The sequence below is a fragment of the Aestuariibaculum lutulentum genome, assembly GCF_032926325.1.
GTDB classification, from domain to species: domain Bacteria; phylum Bacteroidota; class Bacteroidia; order Flavobacteriales; family Flavobacteriaceae; genus Aestuariibaculum; species Aestuariibaculum lutulentum.
Map to the genome: position 1 here is coordinate 2,004,774 of NZ_CP136709.1, position 20,544 is coordinate 2,025,317.

Annotated in this window: 20 protein-coding genes; 12 read left to right on the forward strand and 8 right to left on the reverse strand. The window is 35.3% G+C overall.

What is annotated here, in order from left to right; all coding sequences use genetic code 11:
* The first annotated feature begins 38 nt into the window (after positions 1–38).
* Both xrtF and R1X58_RS08600 read left to right on the forward strand, forming a co-directional pair.
* Entirely contained in the window at positions 39–590 is a 552-nt protein-coding gene (gene xrtF, locus R1X58_RS08595) for an exosortase family protein XrtF (protein WP_255802908.1), read from the forward strand.
* Positions 583–1,011, forward strand: coding sequence for an exosortase F system-associated membrane protein (locus R1X58_RS08600; RefSeq protein WP_240573588.1), 429 nt, complete (start codon positions 583–585; stop codon positions 1,009–1,011). The genes xrtF and R1X58_RS08600 overlap by 8 nt, the downstream gene beginning before the upstream one ends.
* Before the next feature lie 72 nt (positions 1,012–1,083).
* Here the strand turns inward: R1X58_RS08600 and groL are convergent, their stop codons facing one another.
* The 7 genes from groL to miaB all read right to left on the reverse strand — a co-directional run bounded on the left by groL (position 1,084) and on the right by miaB (position 7,835).
* Complete coding sequence (gene groL / locus R1X58_RS08605) at positions 1,084–2,709, reverse strand: chaperonin GroEL (protein ID WP_240573587.1); 1,626 nt, start codon at positions 2,707–2,709, stop codon at positions 1,084–1,086.
* Positions 2,710–2,740: 31 nt separating this feature from the next.
* Positions 2,741–3,016: a co-chaperone GroES gene (locus R1X58_RS08610; protein WP_188216614.1), complete on the reverse strand. Its 276-nt coding sequence runs from the start codon at positions 3,014–3,016 to the stop codon at positions 2,741–2,743.
* A gap of 150 nt (positions 3,017–3,166) precedes the next feature.
* Positions 3,167–3,517: a preprotein translocase subunit SecG gene (gene secG, locus R1X58_RS08615; protein WP_240573586.1), complete on the reverse strand. Its 351-nt coding sequence runs from the start codon at positions 3,515–3,517 to the stop codon at positions 3,167–3,169.
* Positions 3,517–4,485, reverse strand: a complete 969-nt coding sequence (locus R1X58_RS08620; RefSeq protein WP_240573585.1) for a hypothetical protein — start codon at positions 4,483–4,485, stop codon at positions 3,517–3,519. Before R1X58_RS08620 ends, secG begins: the two co-directional genes overlap by 1 nt.
* A 39-nt stretch (positions 4,486–4,524) precedes the next feature.
* Positions 4,525–5,034 (reverse strand): LptE family protein, encoded by a 510-nt coding sequence (locus R1X58_RS08625; RefSeq protein WP_240573584.1) that lies wholly within the window; start codon positions 5,032–5,034, stop codon positions 4,525–4,527.
* A 69-nt stretch (positions 5,035–5,103) separates the two neighbouring features.
* The gene (locus R1X58_RS08630) at positions 5,104–6,378 is read right to left on the reverse strand and encodes a sigma-54 interaction domain-containing protein (protein ID WP_240573583.1); all 1,275 of its coding nucleotides are present in this window, start codon (positions 6,376–6,378) and stop codon (positions 5,104–5,106) included.
* Between the two features lie 8 nt (positions 6,379–6,386).
* Complete coding sequence (gene miaB / locus R1X58_RS08635; RefSeq protein ID WP_240573582.1) at positions 6,387–7,835, reverse strand: tRNA (N6-isopentenyl adenosine(37)-C2)-methylthiotransferase MiaB; 1,449 nt, start codon at positions 7,833–7,835, stop codon at positions 6,387–6,389.
* Between the two features lie 167 nt (positions 7,836–8,002).
* Here miaB and R1X58_RS08640 point away from each other — a divergent pair, with 167 nt between their 5' ends.
* The 10 genes from R1X58_RS08640 to R1X58_RS08685 all read left to right on the forward strand — a co-directional run bounded on the left by R1X58_RS08640 (position 8,003) and on the right by R1X58_RS08685 (position 20,094).
* The gene (locus R1X58_RS08640; RefSeq protein ID WP_240573581.1) at positions 8,003–8,269 is read left to right on the forward strand and encodes a hypothetical protein; all 267 of its coding nucleotides are present in this window, start codon (positions 8,003–8,005) and stop codon (positions 8,267–8,269) included.
* 98 nt (positions 8,270–8,367) lie between these two features.
* Positions 8,368–9,237, forward strand: a complete 870-nt coding sequence (locus tag R1X58_RS08645) for an LVIVD repeat-containing protein (RefSeq protein ID WP_240573580.1) — start codon at positions 8,368–8,370, stop codon at positions 9,235–9,237.
* A 146-nt stretch (positions 9,238–9,383) separates the two neighbouring features.
* Positions 9,384–10,166: a hypothetical protein gene (locus R1X58_RS08650; protein WP_240573579.1), complete on the forward strand. Its 783-nt coding sequence runs from the start codon at positions 9,384–9,386 to the stop codon at positions 10,164–10,166.
* Positions 10,167–10,303: 137 nt separating this feature from the next.
* Positions 10,304–12,805 (forward strand): type I DNA topoisomerase, encoded by a 2,502-nt coding sequence (gene topA / locus R1X58_RS08655; protein ID WP_240573578.1) that lies wholly within the window; start codon positions 10,304–10,306, stop codon positions 12,803–12,805.
* Positions 12,806–12,952: 147 nt separating this feature from the next.
* Entirely contained in the window at positions 12,953–14,119 is a 1,167-nt protein-coding gene (locus R1X58_RS08660) for a formimidoylglutamase (RefSeq protein ID WP_240573577.1), read from the forward strand.
* A gap of 162 nt (positions 14,120–14,281) precedes the next feature.
* Positions 14,282–15,634 carry a T9SS ring complex lipoprotein PorK/GldK gene (gene porK, locus R1X58_RS08665; RefSeq protein ID WP_240573576.1) on the forward strand — a complete coding sequence of 451 codons (1,353 nt, stop codon included), beginning with the start codon at positions 14,282–14,284 and terminating at the stop codon, positions 15,632–15,634.
* A gap of 104 nt (positions 15,635–15,738) precedes the next feature.
* Positions 15,739–16,383, forward strand: a complete 645-nt coding sequence (gene porL / locus R1X58_RS08670) for a type IX secretion system motor protein PorL/GldL (RefSeq protein WP_240573575.1) — start codon at positions 15,739–15,741, stop codon at positions 16,381–16,383.
* Positions 16,384–16,425: 42 nt separating this feature from the next.
* Positions 16,426–17,988 carry a type IX secretion system motor protein PorM/GldM gene (gene porM / locus R1X58_RS08675; protein WP_240573574.1) on the forward strand — a complete coding sequence of 521 codons (1,563 nt, stop codon included), beginning with the start codon at positions 16,426–16,428 and terminating at the stop codon, positions 17,986–17,988.
* A gap of 101 nt (positions 17,989–18,089) precedes the next feature.
* On the forward strand, positions 18,090–18,980 hold the full coding sequence (porN, locus tag R1X58_RS08680) for a type IX secretion system ring subunit PorN/GldN (protein WP_240573573.1): 891 nt from the start codon (positions 18,090–18,092) through the stop codon (positions 18,978–18,980).
* 70 nt (positions 18,981–19,050) lie between these two features.
* Positions 19,051–20,094, forward strand: a complete 1,044-nt coding sequence (locus R1X58_RS08685) for an NAD(P)/FAD-dependent oxidoreductase (RefSeq protein ID WP_240573572.1) — start codon at positions 19,051–19,053, stop codon at positions 20,092–20,094.
* On the opposite strand, the gene R1X58_RS08690 is transcribed toward R1X58_RS08685, so the two are convergent.
* Complete coding sequence (locus R1X58_RS08690; RefSeq protein ID WP_240573571.1) at positions 20,095–20,484, reverse strand: DUF983 domain-containing protein; 390 nt, start codon at positions 20,482–20,484, stop codon at positions 20,095–20,097.
* Between the last annotated feature and the right edge of the window lie 60 nt (positions 20,485–20,544).

Consider the following 20,544-nt stretch of genomic DNA (forward strand, 5'->3'; position numbering starts at 1 on the left):
TTTCGAAATTCAGTTAAAAGGAATTTTAACGTTATCATTTGAAAGCACTTCTAGTAAAATACAAACTCGTTATTAAATTTATACTGACCTTTTTGTCAGTTTATTTGATGTTGTCGTTAGGGTATAAGTTTTACTTACAATTTTCAGACGGTTCCTTGTATTATCCGGATTATATAACGCATTTAGTGGCTTTGCAATGTCAGGATTTGTTACAGGTTTTAGGGTATCATGTAGAAATGATTCCACATCCAAACGAACCTTCTATTAAAGTTTTGTTGAATGGCAGTTATATTTCGAGAATTATTGAAGGTTGTAATGCCTTTAGTGTGATTATTCTGTTCGTATCATTTATTGCTGCCTTTGCATCAGATTTAAAAACCACTTTTATCTACATGTTATTTGGAAGTGTTTTAATTTATGTGGTGAATCTTGTTCGAATTGTTATCATTAATTTAGGGTTGTATTACTATCCAAAGTATGAAGCTGTATTACATGAAGTTATATTTCCCGTGATTATTTATGGTATGATGTTTTTACTTTGGGTATTTTGGGTGAATCGGTTTTCAAAAATAGAACATGTAAATGCCTAAAGCTTTAACTTACATATTGCTTGCTGTTTTATTTGGATTGTTGATTCTAATCCGCGCTTACGAAGGTAATTTGTTTTATGACCCGTATCTTACGTTTTTTAAAAATGACTATTTATACATCGATAGCCCAAGGCGTGAGTTGGCAAAGCTTGTGTTTTATACCAGTTTGCGCTTTTGGTTGAATACTTTGGTGTCGTTAGGTATTCTCTATTTGTTTTTTAAAGATTTGTCGATTGTTAAGTTTTCGGTGTTCTTTTATGCCGTTGCATATATTGTATTAATTTTAATATTCCTGTATTTTGTTGTTAATCCGAGACAGGAAGATTATTACTTGTTTTTCAATTTTAGAAGATTTCTTATTCAGCCTTTAATATTATTACTGTTGTTACCAGCGTTTTACTATTATAAGCTGAATAAATAAAGTCATAAAAAAACGCTCCAACATTTGTTGGAGCGTTTTTTGAATTTATTATTTGCGTATCGAGGTTCTCGATTACATCATACCTGGCATACCACCACCCATTGGCATAGCTGGCGCATCTTCTTTAATATCAACTAGAGCACACTCAGTAGTTAAGATCATTCCAGAAACAGATGCTGCATTTTCTAATGCTACACGTGTTACTTTCTTAGGATCGATAATACCTGCTTTAAGCATATCAACATAAGCTTCAGATTTAGCATCGTAACCAAAGTTAGCATCACCTTCTAATACTTTGTTTACAACAACGCTACCCTCACCACCTGCATTTTCTACGATAGTGCGTAAAGGCGCTTCGATAGCACGAGCTACGATTTGAATACCTGTAACTTCGTCTAAGTTTTCAGTAGTAAGTCCTTCTAAAACAGCTTTTGCTCTCACTAAAGCGACACCACCACCTGCAACGATACCTTCTTCTACAGCAGCTCTTGTTGCATGTAAAGCATCATCAACACGGTCTTTTTTCTCTTTCATTTCAACTTCAGAAGCAGCACCAACGTAAAGAACAGCAACACCACCAGCTAATTTAGCTAAGCGCTCCTGTAATTTTTCTTTGTCGTAATCGCTAGTAGTTGTTTCAATTTGCGCTTTAATTTGGTTTACGCGAGCTTTAATGTTGTCCGCATCACCAGAACCGTTAACAATAGTTGTATTGTCTTTATCAATCGTTACAGTTTCAGCAGTACCTAACATGCTTAAATCTGCATTTTCTAAAGTAAAACCTCTTTCTTCAGAAATAACGACACCACCAGTTAAGATAGCGATATCTTCTAACATGGCTTTACGTCTGTCACCAAAACCAGGAGCTTTAACGGCAGCGATTTTTAATCCACCTCGTAATTTGTTTACTACTAAAGTAGCTAATGCTTGTCCGTCTACATCTTCAGCGATGATTAATAAAGGACGGCCAGATTGAGCAACTGGTTCTAATATTGGAAGGATTTCCTGTAAGTTAGAAATCTTTTTATCGAATAATAAGATATAAGGATTGTCTAATTCAGCAATCATTTTATCTGTATTTGTAACGAAGTAAGGCGATAGGTAACCGCGGTCGAATTGCATACCTTCAACAACATCAACATAAGTATCCATACCTTTAGCTTCCTCAACAGTAATCACGCCTTCTTTACCAACTTTAGAGAATGCCTGTGCAATTAATTCTCCAATAGTGTCATCGTTGTTAGCAGAGATTGCAGCAACTTGTTTGATTTTTTCTGAAGAGTTTCCTACTTCCTGAGATTGTGCTTCAAGATCTTTTGTGATAGCTTCAACAGCTTTATCGATACCACGTTTTAAATCCATTGGATTAGCACCGGCAGCAACGTTCTTTAATCCTTCTTTCACGATAGCCTGAGCTAAAACAGTTGCGGTTGTTGTACCGTCACCTGCCAAATCGTTAGTTTTTGAAGCTACTTCTTTTACCATTTGTGCTCCCATGTTTTCAAGAGCGTCGTCTAATTCAATTTCTTTAGCTACTGAAACACCATCTTTAGTTACATGAGGTGCACCAAAACTTTTTCCGATGATTACGTTACGTCCTTTAGGACCTAAAGTTACTTTTACAGCGTTTGCTAATGCATCAACACCACGTTTTAAACCATCGCGTGCTTCAATATCAAATTTTATATCTTTTGCCATTTTTTATGTATTGTTTTGTGTTGTTAAGAAATTAAATGATTGCTAAAATGTCGCTTTCACGCATAATTAAATAATCTTTACCTTCTAATTTTAATTCTGTTCCAGCATATTTACCATATAAAACAGTGTCGCCAACTTGTACTGTAATAGGCTCGTCTTTAGTACCTTTTCCAGCAGCTATAACAGTTCCTCTTTGTGGCTTTTCTTTAGCGTTATCTGGAATAATAATTCCTGAAGCGGTTTTAGTTTCAGCTGCAGCTGGTTCAATAAGAACACGGTCTGCTAATGGTTTAATGTTCAATGCCATTTGTATATATTTTTAAGTTTATAAAAATTAAAGTTTATCGCGAATGCTTTATTCTAAAAGTGTGCCAATAGTGTATAACTGACAAACTTGCAGCAACAAAAAATGCCAACTTGAAAAGTTGGCATTTTTTATATATGATTGTCGCATGTTTTACTCAGCAGCTTCGTTAGCAGGTGTTGCAGTGTCGTCTGCAGATTGTACTGGATTTGGTAATGGTTGAGCAGTAGTTTCAGCGTCTAAAGCTTTAGAATCTACAGTGTCTCCACCTCTGTTAATCGCCATATTAGATAGTAAGATTAATACTAATAAAAGCGTTGCTAACGTCCATGTACTTTTGTCTAAAAAGTCGGTTGTTTTTTTAACACCACCTAATTGTTGTGTTCCACCACCACCGAAAGAAGAAGATAACCCGCCTCCTTTTGGGTTTTGTACCATGATAACTACGATTAGTAAAAATGCTACTATAACGATTAATGCTAAAAATATTGTAAACGTGCTCATTATTCTAATTTATTTTGTTCTTGTAATTGTTGTACTGCTTTAATTTGGTTTGCAAAGAAACTATTTTTTTCTGGATATTTCAAACTTAAAATTTTATAAGATTGAATTGCTTTTTTATAGTTCTTTTGTTCTACGTAAATTCTGGCCAAAGTCTCTGTCATTAAGGCTTCTGGCTGTATCATTTGTGCTTCGGCTAAATTCCCTTTTGAAGCCGAAGATTTTGTCGGGTTAATTTTTGGGTTTTCCTGAATGAATTTCTCTATTAAATCAAACTTTTTTTCCCGTTCTAAACTGTCGTTTGTTTCAGGTTTACTTATGGGTTCTGTTGTTGATTCTTTTGCAACTTCTGGTTCTGGTTGAGTTTTTTCTTCAACAGGTTCGTTGCGTTCTATGGGTTTAAAACGAGTAAGTTGCAGCCATTCGTTAAACGAATGCGTTTCGTTTTTTTCAAATTCGAAAGGCTTACCAATGTTTAATATTATAGCTGGCGATTCACTGTCTTCTGGTTTAATTTCAGAAGGTTCGGGAGCAACTTCTATTGTTTTTGGTAGACGAGCTTCCTTAGGTTCAAACAGTGCAGGATCTAAAACCCCTGTGGTATCTTTTACCTGTTGTTGTAAATTATCGTCAATTTCAACACGACGGTTTACCGAAATATCTTCATAATCAACTTCAATATCCCAAACATTAGAAATATTTTGTTTTATAGATTCTGAAATTTCATTTTGAAGAAATTCTTCAGAAGTGATAAAGTCAAACAGAATGCTGCGATCGGTTGTGTAAGCTGCAGTGGTTTTAAGTTCCTGATTGTATTTGAAACTACTCTGGTCTTTTAAGCCTTTTAAATAAATGGCGCGTGCCGGTTGAAAATATGGAAATTCGTCAATGATAGATTTTACCGCTTCAGTCTGCTCGTGTGTTATAGACTGCGGATGCTGAAGGATATATGTAAAATCTGTTGGGTTCATTGGCTTAGCCAAATTTAATAATTTTTTACAATCAAAAAACTACCACTTAGCAAGTGTAGCATTAAAGATGTCTTGTGTTAAACGCTGAAATATTTCTTCGTGAGCTGTTGCTTTTTGAGATCCGGTAAGTAAAGATGATCCTGGATAATCGTAGAAGAAAGAGAAACTTTGTTCTAAATCGTCTTCCTCTTTTTTCTTATTAAAGAATCTAACTTTTACAGAAATAGTTAAACGGTTTTGAGCTGCAGTGTTTTGAGAAGTTGCAGTGGTTGGAGAAATACGATAATCGGTAATTTCGCCTTCGTACAATAAGTCTCCATTAGTGGTTACCAAACTCAAATTAGTTTGATTTTGGATTAAATCCTGCAATGTGTTTTGAAATTCTAAATCTAAACCAGGTTCGAATAATAAAGCGGTGTTTTCAAAACGATTCACCTGAAATGTTTTTACGTTTGCTGGAACCGAAGCCCCTGTAAAAGAGTAAATACCACAGTTTAATAATGTAAAGCTTAATGCTAGAAATGATAAGTAAATAAAGTGTTTTTTCATGTTGTATAAACGCTGTTCGATAATCGATATTTAAATCATAAAGGATTAATCTTTCAACGGTTGATGGCTTTACAAATTGTATTGTTTAATTTTTCGGTATAAGGTACGTTCGCTAATACCCAACTCGGCTGCAGCTAATTTACGTTTTCCAGCGTGACGCTCAAGCGATTTTTTAATTAATTCTAATTCTTTGTCTTGTAACGATAAAGTTTCTTCCTCTTCAATTTCTTCAGCAAAATGGTATTTATCACTAACAGCTTCTGGAATATCACGTTGAATGGTATGCTCAGGAATGGAAAGCATTTCGCTGGTTTGAATAGGGTCTTCTTCGTATTCAGCTTCATCATCCTCTGTATCGTTACCGTAGATTTTCTGAATTAATCCTTCGTGACTTTTCTCCACGTCTTTGGTGTTGCCACTCTTCATTAATTCGAGCGTTAATTTCTTTAAATCGTTAAGGTCGCTTTTCATATCGAAAAGGACTTTGTATAAAATTTCACGCTCACTACTAAAATCGCTTTCCGATTTAGATGTTTTAATAACTGCCGGTAAATTTGAAGAACTATTAGGAAGATAACTTACTAAAGTTTCAGCCGAAATGGTTCTTTCCTGTTCTAAAACCGATAATTGTTCTGCGATATTACGTAACTGTCTGATGTTTCCGCTCCATCTGTAATTGGTTAACGTTTGCACGGCGGCATCGGTTAATTTGATGGTTGGCATTTTGTATTTTAAGGCAAAATCGCTGGCAAATTTCCTGAACAACAAATGAATGTCCTCCTGACGTTCGCGTAATGGAGGCAGATGAATTTCCACTGTACTTAAACGGTAGTATAAATCTTCACGGAATTTTTCTTTTTCGATGGCTTCAAACATATTCACGTTTGTTGCAGCCACGATGCGAACGTTGGTTTTTTGAACTTTACTCGATCCTACTTTTAAAAACTCACCATTTTCTAAAACACGAAGTAAACGTACCTGTGTGGTTAATGGTAATTCACCAACTTCATCTAAAAAAATGGTTCCGCCATCGGCCACTTCAAAATATCCCTCACGGGTTTGTGTGGCTCCGGTAAAGGCGCCTTTTTCGTGTCCAAAAAGTTCACTGTCAATAGTGCCTTCAGGAATGGCACCACAGTTAACTGCGATATATTTATTGTGTTTTCGGTGGGAAAGCTGGTGTATAATTTTTGGAATACTCTCTTTACCAACACCACTTTCGCCGGTAACCAAAACCGAAATATCGGTTGGTGCTACCTGGATGGCTTTTTCGATGGCACGATTTAGCGCGGGGGTATTACCTATAATGCCAAATCGTTGTTTTATAGCTTGAACAGATTCCATAAATATTATTAGTTGTTTTCTGAATAGCCTACAGCTTCACCAATTAAAGTGGTGCTTGTACAGTCGGTAATTTTTACATTAACAAAATCACCTGGTTTATAATCGCCTTTAGGGAAAACCACTACTGTATTTTGGCTATTACGCCCTGACCAATGCTCGTTAGAACGTTTTGAAAGTTTTTCAACAAGTACTTCTTCAACTTTTCCTAAATGCTCTTTTGTACGGTAAAAGCTGTGTTCCTGTTGTAACTCGATTATTTCCTGTAAGCGACGTTTTTTGGTGTCTTCAGGAATATCATCTTCCATTTTTCTTTCAGCTAAAGTACCTGGTCTTTCAGAATAAGCAAACATAAAACCGAAATCGTATTTTACATATTCCATTAGGCTAAGTGTATCCTGGTGATCTTCTTCAGTTTCGGTTGGAAAACCAGAAATCATATCCTGAGAAATAGCACAATCTGGAATAAGACGTTTAATATTATCAATTAATTCAAAATACTCTTCGCGGGTGTGTTGGCGGTTCATTTCCTGTAAAATACGGTTGCTACCACTTTGCACAGGAAGGTGAATGTATTTACAAATATTTCTGTGTTTCGCCATAGATTCAATAACATCTAACGTCATATCCTGAGGATTTGATGTCGAGAAACGGAAACGCATTTTAGGGAATGATGTAGCACACATGTCTAACAACTGCGCGAAGTTTACGGCTGTTGCTTTTTGAATATCGCTGGCTTTTTCAAAGTCTTTTTTAAGTCCGCCACCATACCAAAGGAAACTATCAACATTTTGTCCAAGAAGCGTCACTTCTTTAAAGCCTCTGTTCCATAAATCGGTAATTTCTTCCATGATACTTTGCGGATCTCTACTACGCTCACGACCACGGGTAAACGGTACCACACAGAAGGTACACATATTGTCGCAACCACGTGTAATAGATACAAAAGCCGTTACGCCATTAGTATTTAAACGTACTGGAGCGATATCACCATAGGTTTCTTCTTTGGAAAGAATCACGTTAATGGCATCTCGTCCTTCTTCAACTTCTGCTAATAAGTTTGGTAAATCTTTATAAGCATCAGGACCTACAACAAGATCCACGATTTTTTCTTCTTCTAAGAATTTTGTTTTTAAACGTTCGGCCATACATCCTAAGACACCGACCTTCATGCCTGGGTTGTGCGATTTTTTTACTGCGTTGTATTTTTCCAAACGTTTACGAACGGTTTGCTCGGCTTTATCACGAATAGAACAGGTGTTAACAAGAACCAAATCGGCATCTTCTAAGTTTTGTGTCGTATTATAACCTTGTTCGGTAAGAATAGATGCTACAATCTCACTATCGCTAAAATTCATTTGGCAACCATAACTTTCAATAAAAAGTTTACGGGTATTGCCGTCCTTTTGGTTTAAAACCAATGTTTCTCCTTGTTTGTTTTCGTCTATAATTTTCTCCATAACTATCTCAATCACGCGTGTATCTCAATAAGCATGCAAAGATACAATTAATTTATTGTTTCTGACAAAGTGACAGTTTAAAATTTATATTCAAATTATGAAAAATGTTGAATTTTATTACGTAACCATTTTTTATTTTCTGCATCTAAAAACAAACATCCAACATTATGAGACTAAAATATTTATTTCCTGTATTAGTTGCTGTTCTTGTATTTACATGTGATAGTGATAAGGTAGGCATGGAACTCGTTCAAGTAGCCACTCCGGAAATTATGAGTAAGGCGGAATTTAGAAAAATGGTTGAAGTAACAAAACCATGTGCTATGGAAGAGATAGGTAAGATTTATGCTTATAAAAATTACATTTTTATTGGTGAAGTTGATGAAGGAATTCATGTAATAGATAACTCGAACCCTGTTTTTCCAAAAAAATAAAGTTTATTAAAATTCCGAAAAACGAGGATGTTTCTGTAAAAGATGATATTCTTTATGCTGATAGTGCCAGTGATTTATTGGCGTTTGATATTTCTGATTTGTACAACATTAAATTAATTGAAAGATTAGAAGATGTTTTTGATATTTATAATTACGATGTTCCTTTAGAGGCTCAGCGCATAGAGTATGCTAACTTTAACTATGAAACAGATGTTATTGTTGGGTGGAAGGTTAGTAGTAAATGGAGAGAGAAAATATATTGGGAAGCAACGGGAGGGCTTATGAATGATGCCTTTTCAGGTGGTACCAAAAGTACTGCTGGAGTTGGAGGTTCTTTGGCACGTTTTCAAATTGTTGATAATTATTTATACGCGGTTGGGCGGTTTGAAATGTCGATTTTTAATATTCAAGAATTAAGTGCGCCAACTTTGGAAGTTATACAGTCTGTGGGCTGGAATATTGAAACTATGTTTCATGTCGATAATTATCTGTACTTAGGTAGTACAAACGGCATGTATATATATAGTTTGAATGAGCTGGTAAGACCTGAATACGTTTCAGAATTTATTCATTGGCAAGGTTGTGATCCTGTTGTTGTAGATGGAAATTATGCCTATTTAACTCTGCGAGGAGGTAATTTTTGTGGGCAGTTAGAAAGTGTACTTGAAGTTATTGATGTAAGCGATAAATCTTATCCTGAATTAGCGGCACGGTACAGTTTAGATAATCCCTATGGTTTAGGAATAAAAGACGATGTGCTTTATGTTTGTGATGGGACTTCCGGTTTAAAGTTGTTTGATAAATCAGATCCTTTAAATTTGAATATGCTAGGAAATTTAAAAGATATTCAATCAAAAGATGTAATTCCTTTGGAAAATTCACTGTTAATGATTGGGGGTAATACTTTGTATCAATATGAATATTTAGAAAATGGTGTCAAATTGATAAGTGCTTTTTCTTTGAATTAGAGATGAGAGTATAAGAATTATAAAAGACTTGTTTTAAACAAGTCTTTTTCGTTTTCAGTGGTTTACAAAATTTTAAATCCGCTTTAATTTTTGTTTAATAATACAGAAAATAGTTACTTTGGTTATATACTAATCAAAATAACTTCATGAATACAATTAATACATTCTTAGAAAAAATAGCTCAAGCTAAAGATTTAGACTTTGGAAATATTCTTAGTGAATCTATCGAATTGTTTAAGAAAACCTGGGTGCAGGGCTTTTTAATGCAACTGTTTACGTTAATAGTTTTGATGCCAATTCTTATTGTATTTTACATTCCGTTTATAACTATGATGATTGCTCAGCAAAATAGTGGGTATGGAAATACAGAGGCTATTGATAATTTTATGGCAGGAATTACAGTTGTGTATGTATTGTTGGTTTCGATTGGAGGCGTTTTGTTAGGAACTTTATCGATAGCTATAAATGCCGGGTTTTTTAGAATAATGAAAAAACTGGACTATGGTGAGGTAACAACAACTTCAGATTTTTTCTATTTTTTTAAAATGAACTATTTAACAAAGTTGTTCCTGCTTCTTCTAGCAACTTTAGGAATTTCAATATTGGCGGCAGTTTTATGTTATTTACCTATAATATATGTTATGGTGCCTTTGTCGTATTTCACTTTAGTTTTTGCATTTAACCCAGAATTTAGTGTGGGTGATATTGTGAAAACGAGTTTTAAACTAGGTAATAAGAAATGGTTAATCACCTTTGGTTTAATTTTAGTAGCGTCATTGTTGTCTCAAATTGTCGGTTTTTTATTGTGTGGAATAGGGTTGTTAATTACTGCTCCGTTTGTATATCATCCAACCTATTTAATCTATAAGCATGTTGTAGGTTTTAACGAAGCACATGTTATCGATGAAATTGGAACGTCGGTAGAATAAATTATAATATGAAACAAAAAGCCCGTTTTTTGCTTGCTGAAAACGGGCTTTTTTTATATATATTAGGGTAGATATTACGTGAAATTAGGCAGATAAACTTTTTTTCATATACATTTGTACCCTCAAAAAATCGAAGTATGGCGAAGAATTTAGTAATCGTAGAGTCACCTGCTAAGGCGAAAACTATTGAAAAATTTCTAGGAAAAGAATTTAAAGTAGAGTCGAGCTTTGGGCATATCTCCGATCTTCCTTCAAAGGAATTAGGGGTAGATGTTGAAGGTGATTTTAAACCAAAATATGAAGTTTCTAAAGATAAGAAAGCGGTCGTAAAAAAACTGAAGGACTTAGCTAAGAATGCCGAAATGGTTTGGTTGGCAAGTGATGAGGACCGCGAGGGAGAGGCTATTGCATGGCACTTGGCGGAAACTTTGAAATTGGATAAAGAAAAAACAAAACGTATTGTTTTTCATGAGATTACTAAAACAGCAATTCAAAAAGCAATTGAAAATCCAAGAGGTATTGATTATGATTTGGTTGATGCGCAACAGGCGCGTCGTATATTAGATCGTATTGTAGGTTACGAATTGTCTCCGGTACTTTGGCGCAAAGTTAAAGGCGGGTTGTCGGCAGGTCGTGTGCAGTCGGTTTCGGTACGTTTAATTGTTGAGCGCGAGCGTGAAATTCAAGGTTTCACTCCTGAGGCGTCTTACAGAATTGATGCTGAGTTTTCAAATGAAAACGGACAAGTATTCAAAGCTAAACTTCCAAAGAATTTTGAGACCAAAGAAGAAGCTTATGCTTTTTTAGAATCTAATGCCACTGCCGATTTTAAAGTTGCTGAATTAGATAAAAAACCTGCTAAAAAATCGCCGGCAGCGCCATTTACAACCTCTACATTACAACAGGAAGCATCACGTAAATTATATTTTTCGGTAAGTAAAACCATGACTTTGGCTCAGCGCTTGTATGAGTCGGGGTTAATTACTTATATGAGAACAGATAGTGTTAACTTATCTGATGAAGCACGTCAGGGAGCACAAGCTGAGATCGAGAAAGCTTACGGTTCTAAATATAGTAAGCCAAGAAATTATGTTGGAAAAACCAAAGGAGCTCAAGAAGCGCACGAGGCGATCAGGCCAACAAGTTTTGCTACGCATTCAGTTGATTTAGATCGCGATCAGGCTCGTTTGTATGATTTAATCTGGAAGCGTGCTATTGCATCACAAATGAGTGAAGCAGAGTTAGAACGTACTAATGTAAAAGTAAGCGCATCTACACATAAGGAATTATTCACAGCTAGTGGAGAGGTTATTACTTTTGATGGTTTCTTAAAAGTATATTTAGAAGGAACTGATGACGAAGATGTAGAACAAGAAGGTATGTTACCAGCAATGAAAGTAAATGAAACATTGCTGAATAATTATATAACTGCCACCGAACGTTACTCGCGTCCGCCAGCAAGATATACAGAGGCCTCTCTCGTTAAGAAACTGGAAGAGTTAGGTATTGGTCGTCCGTCTACCTATGCACCGACTATTTCAACCATCCAAAATCGTAATTATGTTGAAAAAGGAACGGTTGATGGTGCCGAGCGCGATTATACGCAGTTAACTTTAAAAGGAGGTGCTGTAAAATCGAAAATATTATCAGAGAAAGTAGGTTCAGATAAAGGAAAGTTAGTGCCAACCGATATTGGTATGATTGTAACCGACTTTTTGGTGAATCATTTTGAATCGATATTAGATTATAACTTCACGGCTAAGGTTGAGGAAGATTTCGATGAAATCGCTGAGGGTAAAGTAGACTGGTCTAAAATGATGAAAGACTTCTATAAAGATTTTCATCCGCAGGTTCAGGATGTTCAGGAAAATGCCGATAGAGAATCAGGAGAACGTATTCTTGGTGTAGATCCTGCAACGGGTAAACAGGTGAGTGTGCGTTTAGGTAAGTTTGGACCAATGGTTCAAATAGGAACGCCTGAAGACGAAGAAAAACCACAATTCGCAAGTTTAAGTCCGGATCAGCAATTGAATACCATCACATTTGAAGAGGCGATGGATTTATTTCAACTTCCAAAAGCTTTAGGAACTTATGAAGGAGAAACGATTGAAGTTAACAACGGGCGTTTTGGTCCTTATGTGAAATTTGGTTCAGAGTTTGTTTCACTTCCAAAAGGTCAGGATCCGTTAAGTGTCGAGCTGGAAGATGCTATCGCGTTAATTAAAGAAAAGCAGGAAGCCGACGCTCCTATATATCACTACAAAGAATTACCGGTACAAAAAGGTAAAGGACGTTTTGGGCCATTTATTAAGTGGAACAATATGTTTATCAATGTGAATAAAAAATACGACTGGGATAACTTATCCGATTCAGACATTGTAGAACTTATCGAAACTAAAATTCAGAAAGATATTGATAAGGTGGTGCATAACTGGGAAGAAGAAGGAATTAAAGTTGAAAAAGCACGTTGGGGAAGACATAATGTTATAAAAGGTAAAATTAAGGTTGAGCTGGATAAAACGGTTGATGCAGCTAAAATGACTTTAGAAGAAGCAAAAGCGTTAATTGAAGCCAAAACACCTAAGAAAAAGACCGCTAAGAAAGCCACAACAAAGAAAACAACAGCTAAAAAGAAGTAGTTTAAGGTTGCGTAAATGGTAATTATTGATTTCTTAAATTAGGAAATTATAATTATTGCTAGTTTATTTTTATGTTTACAACGTATAATAACTCATTTATTCTAATGATATTTGTAAGTAAACTAATCAATAAACTATCAGCCCCTTATGACCTTTAATTTTTTCTCGCCTGTTTCAGATTTGGTTTTAGCTCATAACGAGTTGCTTTCGGCTCAAGCTTTAGGAAAAAAAATTAAAATTCATTCCGTTAAAAAGGGCTTTCCTGATTTAGAAGATGTAGATATTGCTGTTTTCGGTGTTTTAGAAAATAGAAATGATATCAATTATATAGGTGAAACGTTTCAGCTTAACGAAGTTCGAAAAACGTTTTACAGTCTATTTCCAGGAAGTTGGAGTACAACGGTGGCCGATTTAGGAGATATTCAACGCGGTGAGACGGTTGAAGATACCTACTTTGCTTTAAAATCTACCGTTAGTGAGCTTATCAAACAGAATATAATTCCGGTTATTATAGGTGGGACACAGGATTTAACATACGCAGTCTATCGTGCTTACGATAACATTCAGCCCATGGTTAATCTGGTAAATGTCGATTGTAGGTTCGATTTGGGAGATTCATCAAAACCTATCAAGAATAATAGTTTTATGGGGAAAATAATATTAGATGAACCCTATAATTTATTTAACTACGCAACAATAGGCTATCAAACCTATTTTAATTCTCAGGAAGAAAAAGATTTAATGGATAATCTGTATTTTGAGGCATACAGGTTAGGTGAGGTATCTAATAATGTAACTATTGTCGAGCCTGTAATGCGGGATGCTAATATGGTTAGTGTAGATTTAACTTCTGTACGTGGCTCTGAAGTGAGTTTAAAACAAAAATTTTCACCAAACGGATTAGATGGCAAGGAGATTTGTGCTATGGCCAGATATGCGGGTATAAGTAATAAAGTATCTTCATTTGGTATTTATGAATATAAACCATCTAAAGATGATGACATGACTTCTATGCTTATGTCTCAAATGCTTTGGTATTTTATTGAAGGAGTAAATTGTCGTGTGAATGATGAAGATTTTTCAGATGATGCCTCTTATCAAAAATTTATTTCCTTGGTAGAAGATCAGGAATTGGTGTTTTATAAAAGTATAAAGACCGGTAGATGGTGGATTGAGATTCCTTTTTTATCAAATGTTAATAATAAATTAAAAAGACATACGTTATTACCTTGCATGCACCAAGATTATATAGATGCCTGCCAAAATAAAGTACCTGAACGTTGGTATAAGGCGTTCCAAAAGAATAGTATTTAACATTTGTTACCGCTTAAAGGTTGTGTTTTATCGATAAAATGCCTTTTTTTCACGATGAAACGTATTTTTTTCCTTTAAAAAGTTGTTTTTTAAAAAATATATAAATATGTTTACGCTCTCAATAACAAAGCTTAAATAATTAACCTCGAGTTTTCTATGGATATGAAGAAGTTTATATTATTAACCGCAGTAATGACTTTGCTTGCTAGTTGTGGCTCTAACGATAAGGGTGAGCTAGTAGGTGTACAAGGGAAAAAATGGCATCCGGAAAAGCCATATGGAATGGAATTAATACCGGGTGGTTCATTTATTATGGGTAAAGCCGACGATGATTTGGCTGGTGTACAGGATGCTCCTGCTAAAACCGTTACAGTACGTGCTTTCTATATGGACGCTACTGAAATTACTAACAGCGAATATCGCCAATTTGTAAATTGGGTTAGAGATTCGATAGTAAGAACTAAACTTGCTATTCTGGCTGACGAGGTTGGTAAAGTACCTGGCGATGGTGGTATTGGTGAGTATGCGTTTAAAGATGCAGATACTGCTAATATGACAGTTTACGAAAAATACATGTTCGAAAACTATACCGGATTAGGGCCAACAGGATATGAAGGTCGTAAATTAAACAAAGACATCGATTTAGTTTATGATACTGCTGAATATCCAGACGAATTCTACGCTGAGGTTATGGATACTATGTATTTGCCAATGGAAGAGTCGTATAATGGTCAGCGTACCTGGAATGTTAAGAAATTTAAATTCCAATACAATTATATGGATATCCAGGAAGCTGCTAAAGCCAGAGGAGTAAAACGTAGCGATGTTATTAAAAAGGAAGAAATTGAAGTATATCCAGATACAACTGTTTGGATTAGAGATTTCGCTTACTCTTATAATGAGCCAATGCATAACGATTATTTCTGGCACGATGCTTATAGTGAATATCCTGTAGTAGGTGTAACTTGGAAACAGGCTAAAGCTTTTTGTGAGTGGAGAACAATCAATAAGAATGGATATCAAAAAGATAGAGGAGCACAAATGGTAAACCGTTTTAGATTACCTTCTGAAGCTGAGTGGGAATACGCTGCTCGTGGTGGTCTGCAAGCTGCAACGTATCCATGGGGAGGTCCTTACACTAAGAGTGATAGAGGATGTTTTATGGCAAACTTTAAGCCAGTACGGGGAGATTATGCTGCAGATCAGGCATTATATACTGTAGAGGCAAAATCTTATGAGCCTAACGATTATAACTTATATAATATGGCAGGTAACGTAGCGGAATGGGTAAATGCATCTTACGATCCTTCGTCTTACGAATACACATCTACAATCAACCCTAACGTTAACGATTATAACAACCAGCGTAAAGTTGTACGTGGTGGTTCTTGGAAAGATGTTGCATACTATTTACAAGTAAGTTCAAGAGATTTCGAATATGCAGATTCTGCAAGAAGTTATATTGGTTTCAGAACTGTTCAGGATTACATGGGGACACAAGTAACCGGAAAGTAAGACGCTATAACCAGAAAATCTTAATTAACTAAATCATAAACAAAATAACAACCTATTAATTAACCTACTTAAGTAATTTATTACTTAACTAAAAAATCAGAATTATGGCACAGTCAAAAGCAAGTAAAAAGTTCATGAATATGGCTTACGGATTAGGAGCAGCAATTGTAATTATTGGGGCACTATTCAAAATTACTCACATGGAGTTTGGTCCACTTACAGGTAACTTAATGTTAACATTAGGTCTTGTTACCGAAGCAATTATTTTCGCGTTATCAGCTTTCGAACCAGTAGAAAGTGATTTAGATTGGTCTTTAGTTTACCCAGAATTAGCTGGAGGTAAGGCTGTGAAAAGAGATCGTAAAGAAGAAACAGAACCATCAGGTTTATTATCTAAAAAATTAGACGAATTATTGAAAGAAGCTAAAATTGATGGTGAATTAATGACAAGCTTAGGAGAAAGCATCAAAAATTTCGAAGGTGCAGCTAAATCTATGTCATCTGGAGCAAACGGTATCGAAGCTTCTAAAAAATACAGTGAAGAGTTATCTTTAGCTGCTGCTCAAATGGAGTCTTTAAACAGCTTATATAAAGTACAATTAGAAAGCGCAAGCAAACAAGCTTCAATCAACCAAGAGCAAGTTGAAAATGCTGTGAAGTTAAAAGAGCAAATGCAGTCTTTAGCTTCAAACTTATCTTCATTAAATGGAGTATATGGCGGTATGTTATCTGCTATGAACAAAAACTAATTAGGGTCATCTAATTATTATTAACCAAAAACCTAATTAGTTATGGCAGGAGGAAACTTATCACCCAGACAGAAAATGATTAATCTGATGTATTTAATCTTCATTGCGATGTTAGCATTAAATATGTCGAAAGAAGTGCTTTCAGCCTTCGGATTAATGAACGAGCGTTTAACAGAGTCAAACAGTGCAGCCGATGAAAGAAACCTGGCGTTTTTTGACGGATTAAAGTTAAAAGCTGAAGAACAAACAGAGAAATACAAGCCTTTATTAGATAAAGCTGAGCAAATTCGAGTGTTATCTAAAAATCTTAATGATTATTTAGCTGATTTAAAATCTAAAATGTCATCTACAGTTGATGATCCAACAGATTATGAAATTATGGACAAAGGTGATTACCTTGACAATAATTTCTTTAAAGGCGATAAATTAAAACCAGAAGGCGAAGAGTTCTTAAAGCAATTGGAAACTTTCCGTAGTGGTGTAGTTGAAATTTTAGGAGATAATCCGGCAATGGCTTCAGTTGTTGCAGATGTTAACGAAAAATTCAGCACAGAGCCTGTAATCAACCGTTCAAATCAGAAAGTAGATTGGTTAGATTACCACTACAAAGGATTCCCTTTAGTGGCATCTTTAACTAAAATGACACAGTTACAATCTGATGTTAAAACTGTAGGGTCAGAGATTTTAGCTAAAATGATGCAAGGAACGTTAACTTCTGAAGTATCTATGACAAACTATACAACCTTAATGGAAACTTCTAAATCGGCTTACTTTAACGGTGAGACTTTTGATGGAGCTATCGTTTTAGGTCGTAAAGATGCTACTACTAAACCAAATAGAGTTGAATTAACTTTAGATGGTGTGAAGTTAGCAGAGAACCAATACACAATTGAAGATGGTCGTGTAAAATTAAACGTAGGAACTGGTAGACCAGGAGAGCACAAAATTGAAGGTAAATTAATCTTCGCTCAGGATGGTGAAGAAATTGAGGTGCCTGTATCTCAAACATTCGCTACAGTATCTAAACCAAATTCGGCTACTATTTCAGCAGACAAAATGAATGTTGTTTACCGTGGTGTTAAAAACCCAATGACTATTTCATTCGCTGGTATCGCCGATAATAATGTAAATGCTTCAGCTCAAGGTTTAAGCCGTGTAAGTGGAAGTAAGTATGTTATGGATGCGACTAGAATTCAAGGTAGAGAAGTTACTATTAACGTATCTGGTACATTACCTGACGGACAAAAAGTAGGAGACAGAGCAACCTTCAGAATTAAAGATTTACCTAAGCCAACCGGTACAGTTAGAGGTGAAGATGGAGCTATTAAAATGCAACGTCAGTCTTTAGAGATTTCTACTGTTGGTGCTAAATTCGACGATTTCGATTTCGAATTACCATTACGTGTAACAGGATTTAAATTTAAAGTTCCAGGACAACCTACAATTAATGTAAGTGGAAATAAACTAGATAGCCGAGCTAAGTCTGCTTTATTAAAAGCGAAACGTGGTTCAGATGTTCAAATCTTTGACATCGAGGCTCAGGCTAGTGGTGTTAGCGTGATTCTTAAGAAAGTATCGCCAGTTATTATTGAGCTTACTAACTAATAGTTAAAATATCATATCATATCCATATCGAAATATGGATATGATATAAATTACAGAGAGCCTAGTTGAAGTTCAACTACAGAAAAATAAAACCAAAGCACATGAATTTAAAAAGTTTTTTATTAACCGTTACAACTGTTTTTACTGTATCAGGTGTGTTTGCTCAGGCTAACATTCTTAATGCAAAGAGCCCTGATGAGATTGGTGTGAGAACAGAAGCTCAAATAGCTATTGATAATGACAAACCGTTAGAGTATGGTTATGTAGACGACAGAGATATTTTGTATTCTAAAATGGTTTGGGAGAGAATCGTTCTTGACGAGCGTGCTAACTTTCCTTTATATTACCCGATAGATACTAATAATATTGGTAGCGACAGACGTTCATTGTATGATGTGCTTATGAAGAACATTAAAAATGGGAAGATAAAAAACATCTACGACGATTCATACTTTAAAACCAAACGTACCCTTGATGATATTCAAGCGGCATTAGCAAAAGTTGATACTACAGAGTTAGGTATCGAGCAAATTAATGCCGGAGAACAATTATCTGCAGAATATATCGACAGACGCGATCTTACTGCTGCCGATATTGTAGAGTACCGTATTAAAGGTCTTTGGTATTTCGATAAGCGTCAGGCTGAGTTAAAATACCGTTTATTAGGTATTGCTCCTGTAGCTCCGGACGTAAACTTTATAGACTCTGAAACACCAGATTTGGTAGAGTTATTCTGGGTATTTTTCCCGGATGCTCGCGAAGTACTACACGAAGCAAAATCGTTTAATAACAAGAATAGCTCAATGCCATTCTCTTTCGATCACGTGTTAAACTCCCGACGTTTCAATGCCATGATTTATAAAGAAGAAAACGTACAGCAGGATAGAGCAATTACAGATTATGTAACCGATAATGCATTGATGCAGCTATTGGAATCTGAAAGGATTAAAGAAAAAATTCGTGATTTCGAGTTAGATATGTGGACATACTAATTCCGATTTTCATAAAAAATAAAAAAGCCAGCCTAATTAAGCTGGCTTTTTTATTTTTTATCTTCGCAGTATGATTCAAGTTGATTATATAGTTGTAGGTATTGGGCTCGCAGGTATTAGTTTTTGCGAGCAATTAAGAGCGAATAATAAAAGTTTTGTGGTGTTCGATAATGCCTCACAGTTATCGTCAACTGTGGCCGGTGGATTATATAATCCGGTGGTGTTAAAACGTTTTACACCCGTTTGGAAATGTCAGGAACAGTTGGAACAAGCCTTACCTATGTACGAACGTTTGGAACAGGAATTAGGCGTAAAATTGGATTATAAACTGCCCGTTTACCGAAAATTTGCCTCGCTTGAAGAACAGAACGATTGGTTTACAGCGTCAGATAAACCAATACTATCAAAATATTTATCGACAAAAATAGTTAAAAACACCAATGAAGCCGTAGAGGCACCTTTTGGTTTTGGGGAGGTGTTAGAAACTGGTCGTATTGATGTAAAAACCTTGATAGAGGCTTATAAAAACAAATTACATAAAAATAATCAACTCAATGACACTCTGTTTGATTATGATGAATTGAAATTTGAAAATATTGGTATAGAATATCGTGATATTAAAGCTAAACATTTAGTATTTGCAGAAGGTTTCGGTATTAAGGATAATCCGTTTTTCAATAATTTACCGTTAAATCCGGCTAAAGGAGAGTTGCTAATAATAAATGCACCAGAACTTAAAATTGATTATGTATTAAAGGCAGGAGCATTTTTAATACCCTTAGGTGACGATGATTATATTGTTGGCGCTACTTACGAATGGAAGGACTTAACAAATCAACCTTCAGAAGTAGCGAAGGAAGAACTTTCAGCAAAACTTCAGAAAATAATTAATTGCCCATTTACAATAGTAAATCAGGTGGCAGGCGTGCGCCCAACAGTTAAGGACCGCAGACCATTAGTAGGACGTCATTCAGATTACAGAAACATGTACGTACTTAATGGATTAGGTACGCGAGGTGTAATGATTGGGCCGTATGTAGCCAGGCAGTTATACCATTTTATTGAAAATGGAATACCATTAGAGGATGAAATTGATATAAAACGCTTTCAGTAATTACTTCTTAGGTTTGGCAAATGACTTATCGTAATGGATGAAAAAGTTAATCCAGATATTTCTTGAAAGTCGTAAAATAACAGGCATAAAAACAATAAGAGTTGCTACAATAGAAATAAACATGGCGTTTAAGCCTGCATTAAATACAAAATAAGAAATTACAAAAGCCGCAACGGCAAAAGCGATACCAACAGCATAACTTACGTACATGGAGCCGTAAAAGAATGACGGTTCTATTTTATATTTCGTACCGCAATTACTGCAGGTTTCATGCATATCTAAAGCTTCAGAAAGTACATAAGGGTTTTTGTTTTTAAACATCGATTCTTCATGGCACTTCGGGCAAGTTCCGGTGAATATACTATATAGTTTTGAGCCTTTTGAAAACATATTATTTAATGTACTTTTGCATTCTTAATCTTTCAGAACAAATATAATTTTTTAAACTTT

What these genes read in the sequence shown, in the direction of transcription:
- R1X58_RS08600 (WP_240573588.1), top strand. Translation starts at nt 583, where the DNA reads ATGCCTAAAGCTTTAACTTACATATTGCTTGCTGTTTTATTTGGATTG.
- groL (WP_240573587.1), bottom strand. Translation starts at nt 2,709, where the DNA reads ATGGCAAAAGATATAAAATTTGATATTGAAGCACGCGATGGTTTAAAA.
- R1X58_RS08610 (WP_188216614.1), bottom strand. Translation starts at nt 3,016, where the DNA reads ATGGCATTGAACATTAAACCATTAGCAGACCGTGTTCTTATTGAACCA.
- secG (WP_240573586.1), bottom strand. Translation starts at nt 3,517, where the DNA reads ATGAGCACGTTTACAATATTTTTAGCATTAATCGTTATAGTAGCATTT.
- R1X58_RS08620 (WP_240573585.1), bottom strand. Translation starts at nt 4,485, where the DNA reads ATGAACCCAACAGATTTTACATATATCCTTCAGCATCCGCAGTCTATA.
- R1X58_RS08625 (WP_240573584.1), bottom strand. Translation starts at nt 5,034, where the DNA reads ATGAAAAAACACTTTATTTACTTATCATTTCTAGCATTAAGCTTTACA.
- R1X58_RS08630 (WP_240573583.1), bottom strand. Translation starts at nt 6,378, where the DNA reads ATGGAATCTGTTCAAGCTATAAAACAACGATTTGGCATTATAGGTAAT.
- miaB (WP_240573582.1), bottom strand. Translation starts at nt 7,835, where the DNA reads ATGGAGAAAATTATAGACGAAAACAAACAAGGAGAAACATTGGTTTTA.
- R1X58_RS08640 (WP_240573581.1), top strand. Translation starts at nt 8,003, where the DNA reads ATGAGACTAAAATATTTATTTCCTGTATTAGTTGCTGTTCTTGTATTT.
- R1X58_RS08650 (WP_240573579.1), top strand. Translation starts at nt 9,384, where the DNA reads ATGAATACAATTAATACATTCTTAGAAAAAATAGCTCAAGCTAAAGAT.
- topA (WP_240573578.1), top strand. Translation starts at nt 10,304, where the DNA reads ATGGCGAAGAATTTAGTAATCGTAGAGTCACCTGCTAAGGCGAAAACT.
- R1X58_RS08660 (WP_240573577.1), top strand. Translation starts at nt 12,953, where the DNA reads ATGACCTTTAATTTTTTCTCGCCTGTTTCAGATTTGGTTTTAGCTCAT.
- porK (WP_240573576.1), top strand. Translation starts at nt 14,282, where the DNA reads ATGAAGAAGTTTATATTATTAACCGCAGTAATGACTTTGCTTGCTAGT.
- porL (WP_240573575.1), top strand. Translation starts at nt 15,739, where the DNA reads ATGGCACAGTCAAAAGCAAGTAAAAAGTTCATGAATATGGCTTACGGA.
- porM (WP_240573574.1), top strand. Translation starts at nt 16,426, where the DNA reads ATGGCAGGAGGAAACTTATCACCCAGACAGAAAATGATTAATCTGATG.
- porN (WP_240573573.1), top strand. Translation starts at nt 18,090, where the DNA reads ATGAATTTAAAAAGTTTTTTATTAACCGTTACAACTGTTTTTACTGTA.
- R1X58_RS08685 (WP_240573572.1), top strand. Translation starts at nt 19,051, where the DNA reads ATGATTCAAGTTGATTATATAGTTGTAGGTATTGGGCTCGCAGGTATT.
- R1X58_RS08690 (WP_240573571.1), bottom strand. Translation starts at nt 20,484, where the DNA reads ATGTTTTCAAAAGGCTCAAAACTATATAGTATATTCACCGGAACTTGC.